The sequence below is a fragment of the Lentzea sp. NPDC005914 genome (assembly GCF_040629405.1).
GTDB lineage: Bacteria > Actinomycetota > Actinomycetes > Mycobacteriales > Pseudonocardiaceae > Lentzea.
In genome coordinates, this window is record NZ_JBEXVQ010000002.1 from 442,481 (window position 1) to 455,490 (window position 13,010).

Here is a 13,010-nt window from a genome sequence, read left to right on the forward strand (position 1 = left end):
CCCGGTGACAATTGCGGGATGAACCCGTCCACGACGCAGGCGAGGGTGATCGTCGACGAACTGGTGCGCAACGGCGTCCGCCACGCCGTTCTGTGCCCCGGTTCGCGCAACGCCCCGCTGTCGTTCGCGCTGCACCAGGCCGAGCAGAAAGGCCTGCTCACGGTGCACGTGCGCATCGACGAGCGCAGCGGCGGATTCCTCGCGCTAGGTCTCGCGAAGACGGGCGAGCCCGCAGTCGTGACGTGCACCAGCGGCACGGCGGTCGTGAACCTGCACCCCGCCGTCGTCGAGGCGCAGCTGACGAACGTGCCGCTGATCGCGCTGACCGCCGACCGGCCGGTCGACCTCTACCGCACCGGCTCCAGTCAGACGATCAACCAGCACGACGTGCTCGGCATCCCGACGCTGCACATGCCGGAGGGCGCCGACGAGCCCACCACGCGCTCGCTGGTCTGCCGGGCCATCGCGACTCCCGGTCCTGTGCACGTCAACGTGCCTTTCCGGCCGCCGCTCACCCCGGACGACGACGCGTGGCCGTCCTCCGACCGGACTCCGTGGACCGCGACGGACCGCACGTTCACGGTCGAGACCAGGCCGTCGGAGCTTCCGGCCCGCACGCTGGTGCTGCTCGGCGACGACCGCCCGGAACGGGTGCTCGCCGCGTCCCGGCTCGGCTGGCCGGTGATCGCCGAGCCGACCGCTCCCGGTGGTCTGCGGCACGGTTCGTTGCTGCTCAACGCGGGTCTGCCGGAGCACCTCCGGCCCGATGCCGTGCTCGTCGTGGGGCGCGTGACGTTGTCGCGGGGGCAGCAGGCGCTGTTGAAGCAGACCGAGATCGTGCACGCCGTCGGTGACCAGGCGCAGTGGCCGGACACGCAGTTCACCGCATCGCGTGCCTCGACGTGGCTGCCCGAGCCGTCCGAGCACGACGGGGAGTGGCTGCAGGCGTGGCAGAGCGCGGTGAAGACCGTGAGCGTGGCCGTCGACGACCTGCTGGACGCGGAGCCGTGGCCGACAGGGCTGCACGTCGCGCGTGATCTCACCCAGGCGATGCCGTCGGGTTCGCTGCTGTTCGTCGGCTCGTCCAACCCGATCCGCGACGTGGACCACGCGGGCGAGCGCCGTCCGGACATCACCGTTCACGCGAACCGGGGTGCCGCGGGCATCGATGGCAGCGTGTCCACGGCCATCGGGCTCGCGGTGAACCACCAGGGCCCGGCATATGCGCTGATGGGCGACCTGACGTTCCTGCACGACAGCAACGGCCTGCTGGCCGACCACCGGCCGGACCTCACGATCGTCGTCCTCAACGACGACGGCGGCGGGATCTTTTCATTGCTGGAACAAGGGGCGCCGGAGCACGACCAAAGTTTCGAAAGGATTTTCGGCACCCCGCACGGGACGGATCTGACCGCTTTGTGCGCGGGCTACCGAATTCCGCACTCCAAAGTGGACGACCAGGAGGAGTTCCGTAGCGCACTTGCGCGGCCAAAAGGCCTCCAAGTGGTGGAAGTGCAGGCAAAAAGAGACGAACTTCGTGCGCTGCACCAACGTCTCAAGTCGACGGTGTCAATCATTTTCAGCAGGTAGGAAACCTACGGAAGTCGGTGGCTCACATCTCGGCGTGTGGCTAGCGTCCCGCGCATGTCGATCAGATCCAAGGCGACGGCCGCGGTGGCGTCCGCGGCCGCGATGACGCTCTTCGCGGGGACGGCGCTGGCGGCGTCTCCGGGTGCACCCGGTGCCGGCGACCCGTACTACCCGACGTACGGCAACGGCGGGTACGACGTCTCCCACTACGACATCAGGCTCAACTACAACCCGGACGGCGACCAGCTGTCGGGCACCACGACGATCCTCGCCAAGGCCACCGAGGACCTCACGCAGTTCAACCTGGACTTCCTGCTCAAGGTGAAGTCGGTCCGGGTGAACAACGCGCCGTCCTCGTTCGTGTCCGACAACGGCGAGCTGACCCTCACGCCCCGCGGCGGCGTGCGCAAGGGCCAGGACCTGACCATCGTCGTCACCTACGCCGACTCGCCGTCCACGGTGAAGGACCGCAACGGCTTCACGGCGTGGACCAAGACTCCCGACGGCGCCCTGGCCATCGGTGAGCCGGAGATCGCCTCCTGGTGGTTCCCGTCGAACGACCACCCGACCGACAAGGCCACCTTCGACGTCAACGTCGCCGTCCCCAACGGCGTCGAGGCGATCTCGAACGGCACCTTCGTCGGCCAGACCCGCCAGATCAACGGCTGGACCCGCTGGAACTGGCGCAGCACCAAGCCGCAGGCGACGTACCTGACGTTCCTGACCATCGGCCAGTTCGAGATCCGTCAGTCGACCAGTCCCTCTGGTCTGCCGGTGGTCAACGCGTACTCCGAGCGTCTCGGAGAGAACGCCGACGCCGCCAAGGCCAGCGTCGAGCGCACTCCCGAGGTCATCGAGTTCCTCGCGGAGAACGTCGGCCCGTACCCGTTCGAGGCGCAGGGCGGCGTCGCCACCCCGGGCCTGGGCTACGCGCTGGAGAACCAGACCCGCCCGAACTACGACACGGCGTTCTTCCGCCGCGGCGCCAACACCTACGTCATCGCCCACGAGCTCGGCCACCAGTGGTTCGGCGACTCGACGTCGGTCCACCACTGGCGAGACATCTGGCTGAACGAGGGCTTCGCCTCCTACATGGAGTTCCTCTGGTCCGAGCACATCGGTGAGGGCACGGCCCAGGAGAACGCCGACTTCACCTACGACCTGTACCCGGCCGACAGCCCGTTCTGGGACGTCCTGCCCGGCGACCCCGGCGCCGACAAGGTGTTCGACGGCGCCGTGTACGACCGCGGTGCCCTGACCCTGCACGCCCTGCGCGTGGCCGTGGGTGACGACAAGTTCTTCCAGATCCTGAAGACCTGGACCGCCGAGAAGAAGTACTCCGACGCCACCATCGAGGAGTTCATCGCGGTGGCCGAGCGGGTGTCGGGCCAGCAGCTGGACCAGCTGTTCCAGACGTGGCTGTTCACCAAGGGCAAGCCGGCCGAGGCTCCGGGGCGCCCTGCGGACGCGGCGGCCAAGTCGCTGTCGGTGGCGTCGGCTCCGGCCAAGGCTGCAGAGCCGAAGTCGCGCGCCAAGATCCAGCTGACGCACGAGCTGCTGGACGCGCACAAGTAAGCGCTCGTCCGACCGCACCTGACTGTCAGACCAGCTGAGTACGTTATGACGCAGGGGTTCCCAGCAAGGGGGGACCCCTGCGTCAGCTTGTTCCAGGGCCGCGACGGGTGGACGTGATGAGCGAAGGCGCCCCAGCCTGGGCGTACGAGCGGGCAGCGGTGAGTCCGCACGACCCGCGGTGGACGGTCCGCGCACAGGCGGAAACCGCCGAGCTGACCACCCTGCCCGCACCATGGCTGACGGCGGAGATCGAACACGTCGGCTCCACGGCCGTTCCGGGCCTGGCCGCCAAACCGATCATCGACCTGATGGCCGCGGTCACCGACCTCGACGCCGTGGTCGAGCAGGCATCAGACCAGCTGGCAGCCAGCGGCTGGTCCTACGTGCCCCCAGCACTGGACCAACGCCCCTGGCGACGCTTCTTCGTCAAACCGGACGCCACCGGACTGCGCCGAGTGGCACACCTCCACCTGATCCAGTCAGGACACCAGAGGTGGGCCGACCAGATCAGATTCCGCGACGCCCTCCGCGTCAGCCCGGACCTCGCGCGCCAGTACGAGAACCTGAAACGCGACCTGGCCGACCACCGCGGACACGACCGCGAGGCCTACACCGAGGGCAAGGCAGCCTTCGTCGCGAGCGTTCTCAACCCCTAGAGGCCTTCGAGGGCCTCACGCATCGGGCGCATCTTGGCGTGCGCCTCCTGCACCTCGATGTCCGGATCCGAGTCCGCCACCAGCCCGCACCCGGCGAACAACCGCGCCGTCGAGCCGTTGATCTGCGCGCACCGCAACGCGATGCCGAGCTCGCCGTCGCCGTTCCCGTCGATCCACCCGACGGGTCCCGCGTACCGCCCGCGGTCCATGCCTTCGAGCTGCGAGATCAACGTCGTCGCGTCCAGCCGGGGCGTGCCACCCACCGCGGCCGTCGGATGCACGGCCTCCCCGAGGTGCAGCAACGACACCGACGACTCCAGAGTGCCGATCACATCGGAAGACAGGTGCGACACGTTGGGCAGCCGCAGAACCGAAGGTCCCTCGACTGACATCGTTGTGCAGAAGGGCCGAAGCGTGTCCGCGAGAGAAGTGATCGCGTAGTCGTGCTCCTCGAGGTTCTTCTCCGACGACATCAACGCCGCGGCCAGTTCCTCGTCCGACACCCCGTCGTGCGGCCAGGTCGTCCCGGCCAGCACCCGCGAGTCCACGACCGACCCGGTCCGGCGCAGCAGCAGTTCGGGCGTGGCGCCTACGAGTCCGTCCACCGCGTATGCCCAGCACTCCGGATACCGCCGGGCCAGGCCCTGCAGCACGAAACGCTGGTCCAGTCGCCGGTCGGTGGACGCCACCAGGTCGTGCGCGAGCACGACCTTGTCCAGCTCGCCGCCACGCATCCGGGCAACAGCCGAACGCACGGCCTCGCGGTACTGCGTGACCGGCAGCTGCCCGTTCGAGTACCGGACCGTCGACGGGCGGGACAACGGCGCGACGTCCGGGGTGGTGTCCGCCGCGCCGATCGTGGTGATCCACTGCTCACCGTTGCGGCGGCCGACGACGACCTCGGGAACGATCAGCACCGAGTCGCCGGGCGAGTCCGCGAAGGCCATCGACACGAACGCCACCGGACCGCTGCCCGGCACGCCCAGCGAGTCGTCGACGTCGAGGTGGGAGCAGAACTCGCGCCACCACTTGTCGGCCTGTGCGAAGCGGTCCGGGCCGCTGACCTCGAGCCGAGCGGCCTCGCCCCAGCCGACCAGGCCGGACCCGTCGCGCACCCAGGCGAGCGCGTGCTCGGGGTCTGGCAGCAGTCCGAGCAGGTCACCGGCGGTCTCCTGCCTCGACCGGACGCGGATCCGCTGCCGTGCTCGCGATGTCGGTGCTGAGGTCACGCTCCGACTGTATGGACCTCAACCTGAAAGCGCGGCACCCGCCCGGCTCTAGACTTCTCAGTTGTGGTGGAGGACGCAGTGACCAAGCCGGCGCTCGGTGTGCGCGTCCGCCGTGCGGTGAGCCGGACTTTGCTCGTGGTCGGCGGGGTGGTCACGCTCGTCTGCGTGCTGCTGCCGATCGCCTGCTGGCGTGACGACATGGCGATCGAGCGGAACCTGGGGCAGGCGGTCGCGCAGGTCGACTCCGTGAGCTTCAACAGGACGGTGGTGCGCTACGCCACACCGGACGGGCGCGTGATCATCCCGTCGCAGGGCGTGCTGTACCCGGCGGGCCTGAACGTCGGGGACAACGTGAAGGTCGAGTACGACCGGACGAACCCGGAACTGACGCGCGTGGCGGGCCGGACGATGGTGCTCAGCCTGTTGCCCGTCGGAACCTTCCTCGTGGCCGTCTGGATCGTCATCGCCGCCGTTGTGACAGTTCTACGCAGATTCGGCGCTCGGGTGTAACATCGGGGCATGGCGGATGACCTGGAGCTGCGTTTCGAACGCACCGTGCAGGCCGACTCGCGCATCGAGCCGCGAGACTGGATGCCCGACGGCTACCGCAAGACCCTGATCAGGCAGATCGCCCAGCACGCGCACTCCGAGATCATCGGGATGCAGCCGGAGGGCAACTGGATCTCGCGCGCGCCCTCGCTGCGGCGCAAGGCGATCCTGCTGGCGAAGGTGCAGGACGAGGCCGGGCACGGCCTGTACCTGTACTCGGCGACCGAGACGCTCGGCGCCGACCGCGAGGACCTGACGACCAAGCTCATCGAGGGCCGCCAGAAGTACTCCTCGATCTTCAACTACCCGACGCTGACGTTCGCCGACGTCGGCGTGATCGGCTGGCTCGTCGACGGCGCCGCGATCTGCAACCAGGTGCCGTTGTGCCGCACGTCCTACGGGCCGTACGCGCGCGCCATGATCCGCATCTGCAAGGAAGAGTCGTTCCACCAGCGTCAGGGCTACGAGCTGCTCATGACGATGATGCGCGGCACCCAGCAGCAAAAGGACATGGTGCAGGACTCGGTGAACCGCTGGTGGTGGCCGGCGCTGATGATGTTCGGCCCGCCGGACTCCGAGTCGACCAACACCGAGCAGTCGATGGCGTGGCGGATCAAGCGCGACACCAACGACGAGCTGCGGCAGAAGTTCGTGAACATGAGCATGCCGCAGGCTCAGGCCCTGGGCGTCACGTTCCCGGATCCCGACCTGAAGTGGAACGAAGAGCGCGGGCAGTACGACTTCGGCACGCCCGACTGGGACGAGTTCTGGCAGGTCGTCAAGGGTGGCGGCGTCTGCAACGAGCAGCGCATCGCCCACCGCCGCAAGGCGCACGAGGACGGCTCCTGGGTACGTGAGGCCGCGGCCGCGCACGCCGAGAAGCACGCACAGAAGGAAGGTGCCGCGTGAGCACGTCTTGGCCGCTGTGGGAAGTGTTCGTGCGGGGCAAGCGCGGCCTGAACCACGTGCACGTCGGTTCGCTGCACGCCCCCGACGCGGAGATGGCGCTGCGCAACGCCCGTGACGTCTACACGCGCCGCAACGAGGGCGTGTCGATCTGGGTGGTGCCCGCGGCCGCGATCACCGCCTCCTCGCCGGACGAGAAGGACCCGTTCTTCGCACCGGCCGGGGACAAGGTCTACCGGCACCCGACGTTCTACTCGATTCCCGAGGACGTGCCGCACCTATGAGCTTCGACAACGCGTACGAGTCGCTGCTGGGCCACGAGGACTCGCACTGGGCGTTCGGGACCGGATTTTCGGATGCTCTCGTCGGCGTGAACCGCGAGTTCCCGGCGGGTGTGGAAAAAGCCGACATCGCCGCCTACTGCCTCATGCTCGGCGACGACGCGTTGATCTTCTCGCAGCGGCTCTCGGAGTGGTGCTCACGCGCGCCGGAGCTCGAAGAGGACATCGCGCTCGCCAACATCGCCCTGGACCTGCTGGGCCAGGCCCGCATGCTGCTGACCCGCGCCGGCGAGGTGCTCGACCGCGACGAGGACGCGCTGGCGTACCTGCGCGACGAACGCGAGTTCCGCAACGTGCACCTGGCCGAGATCGACTGCGGTCCCGGCCCCGGCGGCGACTTCGGCACGACGATCGCGCGCCTGCTGGTGTTCTCGTCGTGGCGGCTCGCGTTGTTCTCGCGGTTGCGCGGCTCGGCCGACCCGGTGCTCGCCGCCGTGGCCGAGAAGGGCCTGAAGGAGCTGGCGTACCACCGCGACCACGCCGCGCAGTGGACCGTCCGGCTCGGCGACGGCACCGACGAGTCGCACCGCCGCATGCAGGCCGGTCTCGAGCGCGTGTGGCCGTTCGTGGACGAGCTGTTCGCGACGCATCCCGTCGAAGCTCGCCTGGCCGGTGTCGCCGTCGATCCGGCGTCCTTGAAGTCCGAAGTGGACGGTGTGCTGGACGCGGTTCTCTCGGCTGGTCGTCTGACGCGCCCGGCGGACTCGAAGGCTGCTCGGGTGGCGGGCATGGCGGGCCGCGACGGCGTGCACACCGAGGCCATGGGCTACCTGCTCGCCGAGATGCAGCACCTGCACCGCTCGCTGCCGGGAGCGGTCTGGTGACGACGGCACTGGAGGTCGCCTCCGCCGTGCGGGATCCGGAGCTCCCGGTCCTCACGCTGGCGGACCTCGGCGTGCTGCGCGAGGTGTCCGAGCAGGACGGCCGCGTCGTCGTCACCATCACCCCGACCTACTCGGGCTGCCCCGCGATCGACGAGATGGGCGCCGACCTGCGCCGTTCGTTGATCTCCGCGGGCTACGAGGAGGTCGAGGTGCGCCTGTCGCTCTCCCCGGCCTGGACGACGGACTGGATCAGCTCGGAAGGCCGCTCGAAGCTGGCCGCCGCGGGCATCGCGCCGCCGTCGAGGATCGGCCCTGTCGCCGCCGGCCCGGTGCCGCTCAACCTGGTGCCGCCGTCACGTCAGGTCGCCTGCCCGCAGTGCGGATCGCTCAACACGTCCGAGATCTCGCGGTTCGGCTCGACCGCCTGCAAGGCCCTGCGTCGCTGTCACGCCTGCTCCGAGCCCTTCGAGCACGTCAAGGAGATCTAGTTGTCGCGCCGCGCTGCCTTCCACAAGCTGACGGTCGCCCGCGTCGACCGCCTCTGCGACGACGCCGTGGCCGTCACCTTCGACGTGCCCGACGACGTGGCCGAGGAGTTCGCCTTCTCGGCCGGCCAGTACCTGACCCTGCGCCAGGGCGACGAACGCCGCTCGTACTCGATCTGCGCCCCGGCCGGGGCGGCCCCGCGCATCGGCGTGCGCCGCGTCGACGAAGGCCTGTTCTCCACCTGGCTGGTGGACCGCGTTTCCCCCGGCGACGTCGTGGAAGTCCTGCCCCCGCTGGGCAAGTTCAGCCCGACCGGCGCCGGCACCCACCACGGCTTCGTCGTGGCGGGCTCCGGCATCACCCCGGCCCTGTCGATCGCCGCCACGGTCCTCGCCACGGGCGCCCGCGTCACCCTGCTCTACGGCAACCGCCGCACCGACACCGTGATGTTCGCCGACGAGCTGGCCGACCTGAAGGACCGCTACCCGGCCACGTTCCAGCTGATCCACGTCCTGTCCCGCGAACCCCGCGACGTCGAGCTCTTCTCGGGCCGCCTGAACGCGGAGAAGCTCACGGCCCTGTTCGACACCGTCGTCCCGTTCGACGGCATCGACGAGTGGTGGCTGTGCGGCCCGTACGAGATGGTCCAGGACGCCACCTCGGTGCTGCGTGATCGCGGCGTCTCTGCTGACCGCGTCCACCACGAGCTCTTCTACGTCGACGAGCCCCCGCCACCTCCGCGCCGCACCGAGGCCGTGATCGACTCGGCCGCCTCCGTGACGGTGATCCTGGACGGCAAGTCGACCACCCTGCCGCTCCCGGCCGACGAGCCGATCCTGGACGCCGCCCAACGCGTCCGCGCGGATCTGCCCTTCGCCTGCAAGGGCGGGGTGTGCGGCACGTGCCGCGCGTTGGTCACCGACGGCACTGTCGAGATGCGCCGCAACTACGCGCTCGACGAGTCCGAGGTGGCGGCGGGGTTCGTGCTGACCTGTCAGGCGCTGCCGACCAGCGAATGCGTGACCGTCGACTTCGACGCCTGAGTTTCCCGACGAATTGCCGGTGAACATGGCACGATCACCTGCCATGGGGGTTGTCGTCCGCTCAGCGCTCTGGGGAGCCGCAACAGGCACCGTGCTCATGGCCGGCCTGGCGACGCTCGTCGAGGTGACCACGCCGAGCGACCACCCGTCCTCGCTGGTCGTGACGATCTTGGCGATCCTCTTCCTGGCCGGCGGGTTCGGCGCCGTCCCCGGCGCGATCGTCGGCACGGTGATCGGTCTCATCCGCCGCTCGCTCCAGCGCCCGGCCATGCCCAGGGTGGCTTACCCGCCGATCCCGCAGCAGCCCTACGACATGTGGTCCGAGCTGGTCGAACGCTGTGCCGAGTCGACGAGACGAGTTGCCGCGGCCGTGCAGACGGTCCCGAAGTCACCAGCGAGGGACTGGCTCCAGCGGATCAGCGAGCAGCTGACGAAGGAGCTCGACGACGTCAGGGGCATCGCGCAGCTCGGCAGGGCCCTCGGAGCGGTCGACCGGCAGCACCCGGTCTACCAGCGGCTGCTCAAGGCCGCGCACGACTTCAAGCAGTTCGAGAACGAGGTCGGCAGGGTCGCGTTGCAGATGTTCGACCACCCGGAGCTGGACGAGGCGCGCACCCACCTCGAAGTGCTCGAGAAGCAGCTGCCTCAGCTGTCGACATGAAGCGCGGACTGCCACCAGCCCAGCACCTCGTCGGCCACGTCCGGAGCGGCCACCAGCAACCCGTCCGCGGGCAGCTGAGCCCCGGCACCGCGTCTGTCCAGCACGACCGCGCCGGACTCCACGGCCAGAGAGACCGCGCCGGCCACGTCCCACTCGTGATAGCCGTGCAAGACGGCGGCCGCGACGTGACCAAGAGCCACCTGCGCCACGGCCAGGCACTTCGAGCCCAGCACCCGGACTCCGGTGCCCGCGATCGCGGCGGTCGAGATGAATTCACCCATTCCAGGCCACGGACCCGTCCGGGTCATCTCGGTGCACACGACCAGCGAGTCGCCCTGACGCTCGGTCAACCGCACCGGCGTCCCGTTGGCGCGCATGCCCCGACCTCGCGCCGCGGCGTAGATCTGGGAGCGGTAAGGGTCCGCGACGACGCCCACGACAGGACCCCAGCGGTCCACCAGGGCGAGGCTGTAGGCGCACCAGGGCATGCCCGCGGTGTAGTTCGCGGTGCCGTCCACCGGGTCGACCACCCAGCGGAACTCGGAGTCGCCCGGCACGTCGACGTCGGAATTCTCACAGAAGACCGGAATCGAGGGGAACTCCGCGGTGAGGACACGGCGGGTGTGGCGTTCGAGGGTGCGGTCGGTGTCGGTGACCCAGTCGAACGGTGACTCGTCGGAGTCGGGGCGCACGCCGCGGCCGGCGGTGGCCATGATGACGTCGGAGGCGTCGTTCGCCAGGCGACCAGCCACTTCCAGCGCGATGGACACCAGTCCGGGCTCGACTGGGTGCGCGGGGCGGGACGACAAGACGGTCATGCTGGCCTAGTTTCACCGCGTCGGGTGACCGGGAGCCGACACCAAGATGACGAATCGACGATCACCTGGCCACGACGTGAGGTGTTCTGACCGCGTCAAATTTCGTGTCACGCGGACTTCACACGCGCACTACAAGGTGTGCCTTGTGCGCGTAGCGATCGTGACCGAGAGCTTCCTGCCCCAGGTGAACGGGGTGACCAACTCCGTTCTCCGTGTGCTGGAACACCTGAGGCGCAACGGCCACCATGCGATGGTGGTCGCGCCGGGCGCCGGCGCCGGTGAACACCACGGCACGCCCGTCGTCAGAGTTTCCGCGGTCGACGTGCCCTTGGTGACGAGCCTGCCGATCGGCGTCCCGAGCCCGAGAGTGCTGCACGAGCTGGCTGACTTCCGGCCCGACGTCGTGCACCTCGCGTCGCCGTTCGTGCTGGGTGCGTACGGTCTGAGAGCAGCGCGCAAGATCGACGTGCCGACCGTCGCCGTCTACCAGACCGACGTCGCCGGGTTCGCCGGCAACTACGGCCTCGGGCTGACCAAGCGGGCGGCGTGGCGGTGGACGAAGCGGCTGCACACGCTGGCCGACCGCACGCTGGCGCCGTCCAGTTCGGCGGTCGAGGCGCTGGAGCAGCACGGGGTGCCGCGCGTGCACCGGTGGGGGCGTGGCGTCGACATCGACCTCTTCCACCCGCGTCCGAAGCACAACGACCAGCTCACCGTGGGCTTCGTCGGACGTCTCGCGCCGGAGAAGCAGGTGCACCGGCTGCGCGAGCTCCACGACCTGCCCGGCGTGAAGCTCAAGATCGTCGGCGACGGGCCGGACCGCGAGCAGCTCGAACGCGACCTGCCCAACGCGGACTTCCTCGGCTTCCGCACGGGCGAGGCGCTCGCCGAGGCCTACGCGTCGCTGGACGTCTTCATCCACACCGGACCGCACGAGACGTTCTGCCAGGCCGTCCAGGAAGCGCTCGCGACCGGCCTGCCGGTGCTCGCGCCGAACGCCGGCGGCCCGCGTGACCTGGTTGCGCACGGCCGGACGGGGTACCTGTTCTCCGACGACATCGCGCAGTACGTCGAACTGCTGCGCGACCCGCTGCGGCGCAAGAGGTTCGGGCTCGCCGCCCGCAAGTCGGTGCTGAGCCGCACCTGGCCTGCGATCTGCGACGAGCTGATGGGCCATTACGCTGCGGTGATCGGACTAACTCACCAGGCGGCCGCTTGAGGATCGTTCAGCTGGCCAACTTCTACGGACCGAAGTCGGGCGGCCTCCGCACGGCACTGCACCACCTGGGCACCGGCTACGTGCAGTCGGGCCACGAGGTGGTGCTCGTCGTGCCCGGTGACCGCCGCGCCGACGAGGTCCTGCCGGGCGGTGTCCGGCGCATCACCCTGCCCGCGGTGAAGATCCCGTACACCGGCGGCTACCGCGTCGTGGACCCGTGGCGCGTGAAGTCGCTGATGGAGATCCTCAAGCCGGACAGGATCGAGGTCTCGGACCGGCTGACGCTGCGCGGCATGGGCGCGTGGGCGAGCGAGCGGGGCATTCCGAACGTCGTGATCTCGCACGAACGCCTCGACCGCCTGCTGCAGTTCGTCCTGCCGGAAAGCCCCGCCGTGCGCGGCGCCGACTGGGCCAACCGCCGCATGGCCGCCTCCTACGACACGGTCGTCTGCACGACGGCCTTCGCGCGCGAGGAGTTCGACCGCATCGGCGCGTCGAACGTCACCCAGGTGCCGCTCGGTGTCGACCTCACCACGTTCACCCCGTGCCGCCACTCCGCCGACCTGCGCCGGGACCTCCTGCAGGGCAAGGAGAACCTGCTCATCCACTGTGGACGGCTCTCGCCGGAGAAGCACGTGGAACGCTCCGTGGACACGCTGGCCGAACTGCATGAGCAGGGTCACTCCGCGCGCCTGGTGATCGCGGGCGACGGCCCGCGCCGCACGTTCCTGGAGAAGCGCGCGAACGGCTTGCCGGTGACGTTCCTGGGCTTCGTGAAGTCCCGTTTGGACGTCGCCTCGCTGCTCGCGTCGGCCGACCTGTCGCTCGCCCCCGGCCCGCACGAGACGTTCGGACTGGCCGCGCTGGAGGCCCTCGCCAGCGGCACCCCGGTCGTCGTGAGCCAGAGCAGCGCGCTGAAGGAGATCGTCCAGCCGTCGTGCGGCGCGGCCGTCGACGACCACGCCACGGCGTTCGCCACCGCGGCTACGAGACTGCTCGCGAGCGGTTCACGGGAGGCCGCGCGAGCCCGTGCGGAGGAGTACCCGTGGCAGGCCGCGGTGGACGGCATGCTGACCGCGCTGAAGGTGCCCTGAAGATGATCTCAGCGGCCCT

Annotated in this window: 14 protein-coding genes; 12 read left to right on the forward strand and 2 right to left on the reverse strand. The window is 69.5% G+C overall.

The window, feature by feature from the left end:
* Window positions 1–18 precede the first annotated feature (18 nt).
* The 3 genes from menD to ABZ345_RS05055 all read left to right on the forward strand — a co-directional run bounded on the left by menD (window position 19) and on the right by ABZ345_RS05055 (window position 3,821).
* Window positions 19–1,590: a 2-succinyl-5-enolpyruvyl-6-hydroxy-3-cyclohexene-1-carboxylic-acid synthase gene (menD, locus tag ABZ345_RS05045; RefSeq protein WP_359843031.1), complete on the forward strand. Its 1,572-nt coding sequence runs from the start codon at window positions 19–21 to the stop codon at window positions 1,588–1,590.
* A 54-nt stretch (window positions 1,591–1,644) separates the two neighbouring features.
* Window positions 1,645–3,165: a M1 family metallopeptidase gene (locus ABZ345_RS05050; RefSeq protein WP_359843033.1), complete on the forward strand. Its 1,521-nt coding sequence runs from the start codon at window positions 1,645–1,647 to the stop codon at window positions 3,163–3,165.
* 116 nt (window positions 3,166–3,281) lie between these two features.
* Window positions 3,282–3,821, forward strand: a complete 540-nt coding sequence (locus ABZ345_RS05055; RefSeq protein ID WP_359843035.1) for a GrpB family protein — start codon at window positions 3,282–3,284, stop codon at window positions 3,819–3,821.
* On the opposite strand, the gene ABZ345_RS05060 is transcribed toward ABZ345_RS05055, so the two are convergent.
* Window positions 3,818–5,050, reverse strand: coding sequence for an isochorismate synthase (locus ABZ345_RS05060; protein ID WP_359843037.1), 1,233 nt, complete (start codon window positions 5,048–5,050; stop codon window positions 3,818–3,820). The two genes, ABZ345_RS05055 and ABZ345_RS05060, sit on opposite strands and share 4 nt — an antisense overlap.
* 78 nt (window positions 5,051–5,128) lie before the next feature.
* Here ABZ345_RS05060 and ABZ345_RS05065 point away from each other — a divergent pair, with 78 nt between their 5' ends.
* The 7 genes from ABZ345_RS05065 to ABZ345_RS05095 are packed head-to-tail and all read left to right on the forward strand — an operon-like array spanning window position 5,129 to window position 9,860.
* A complete protein-coding gene (locus ABZ345_RS05065; RefSeq protein ID WP_359843039.1) occupies window positions 5,129–5,560 on the forward strand; it encodes a DUF3592 domain-containing protein in 432 nt (143 codons plus the stop codon).
* A gap of 9 nt (window positions 5,561–5,569) precedes the next feature.
* The gene (gene paaA / locus ABZ345_RS05070) at window positions 5,570–6,508 is read left to right on the forward strand and encodes a 1,2-phenylacetyl-CoA epoxidase subunit PaaA (protein WP_359843041.1); all 939 of its coding nucleotides are present in this window, start codon (window positions 5,570–5,572) and stop codon (window positions 6,506–6,508) included.
* A complete protein-coding gene (paaB, locus tag ABZ345_RS05075) occupies window positions 6,505–6,789 on the forward strand; it encodes a 1,2-phenylacetyl-CoA epoxidase subunit PaaB (RefSeq protein ID WP_045309706.1) in 285 nt (94 codons plus the stop codon). Before paaA ends, paaB begins: the two co-directional genes overlap by 4 nt.
* Complete coding sequence (paaC, locus tag ABZ345_RS05080; protein WP_359843043.1) at window positions 6,786–7,670, forward strand: 1,2-phenylacetyl-CoA epoxidase subunit PaaC; 885 nt, start codon at window positions 6,786–6,788, stop codon at window positions 7,668–7,670. Before paaB ends, paaC begins: the two co-directional genes overlap by 4 nt.
* Window positions 7,667–8,158 carry a 1,2-phenylacetyl-CoA epoxidase subunit PaaD gene (gene paaD, locus ABZ345_RS05085; protein ID WP_359843045.1) on the forward strand — a complete coding sequence of 164 codons (492 nt, stop codon included), beginning with the start codon at window positions 7,667–7,669 and terminating at the stop codon, window positions 8,156–8,158. Before paaC ends, paaD begins: the two co-directional genes overlap by 4 nt.
* A complete protein-coding gene (gene paaE, locus ABZ345_RS05090; RefSeq protein ID WP_359843047.1) occupies window positions 8,159–9,199 on the forward strand; it encodes a 1,2-phenylacetyl-CoA epoxidase subunit PaaE in 1,041 nt (346 codons plus the stop codon).
* A gap of 43 nt (window positions 9,200–9,242) precedes the next feature.
* Complete coding sequence (locus ABZ345_RS05095) at window positions 9,243–9,860, forward strand: hypothetical protein (RefSeq protein ID WP_359843049.1); 618 nt, start codon at window positions 9,243–9,245, stop codon at window positions 9,858–9,860.
* On the opposite strand, the gene ABZ345_RS05100 is transcribed toward ABZ345_RS05095, so the two are convergent.
* Entirely contained in the window at window positions 9,845–10,678 is an 834-nt protein-coding gene (locus ABZ345_RS05100; RefSeq protein WP_359843051.1) for an inositol monophosphatase, read from the reverse strand. The genes ABZ345_RS05095 and ABZ345_RS05100 overlap by 16 nt on opposite strands.
* Before the next feature lie 145 nt (window positions 10,679–10,823).
* Between ABZ345_RS05100 and ABZ345_RS05105 the strand changes: the two genes are divergently transcribed.
* Window positions 10,824–11,897 carry a glycosyltransferase family 1 protein gene (locus tag ABZ345_RS05105; protein WP_359843053.1) on the forward strand — a complete coding sequence of 358 codons (1,074 nt, stop codon included), beginning with the start codon at window positions 10,824–10,826 and terminating at the stop codon, window positions 11,895–11,897.
* Window positions 11,894–12,991, forward strand: a complete 1,098-nt coding sequence (locus ABZ345_RS05110; RefSeq protein WP_359843055.1) for a glycosyltransferase — start codon at window positions 11,894–11,896, stop codon at window positions 12,989–12,991. The genes ABZ345_RS05105 and ABZ345_RS05110 overlap by 4 nt, the downstream gene beginning before the upstream one ends.
* The last annotated feature ends 19 nt before the right edge of the window (window positions 12,992–13,010 follow it).

Excerpts from the sequence above, each read along its gene's own strand:
- paaA (WP_359843041.1), top strand. The coding sequence starts at position 5,570 with ATGGCGGATGACCTGGAGCTGCGTTTCGAACGCACCGTGCAGGCCGAC.
- ABZ345_RS05100 (WP_359843051.1), bottom strand. The coding sequence starts at position 10,678 with ATGACCGTCTTGTCGTCCCGCCCCGCGCACCCAGTCGAGCCCGGACTG.
- ABZ345_RS05050 (WP_359843033.1), top strand. The coding sequence starts at position 1,645 with ATGTCGATCAGATCCAAGGCGACGGCCGCGGTGGCGTCCGCGGCCGCG.
- ABZ345_RS05055 (WP_359843035.1), top strand. The coding sequence starts at position 3,282 with ATGAGCGAAGGCGCCCCAGCCTGGGCGTACGAGCGGGCAGCGGTGAGT.
- paaC (WP_359843043.1), top strand. The coding sequence starts at position 6,786 with ATGAGCTTCGACAACGCGTACGAGTCGCTGCTGGGCCACGAGGACTCG.
- ABZ345_RS05095 (WP_359843049.1), top strand. The coding sequence starts at position 9,243 with ATGGGGGTTGTCGTCCGCTCAGCGCTCTGGGGAGCCGCAACAGGCACC.
- menD (WP_359843031.1), top strand. The coding sequence starts at position 19 with ATGAACCCGTCCACGACGCAGGCGAGGGTGATCGTCGACGAACTGGTG.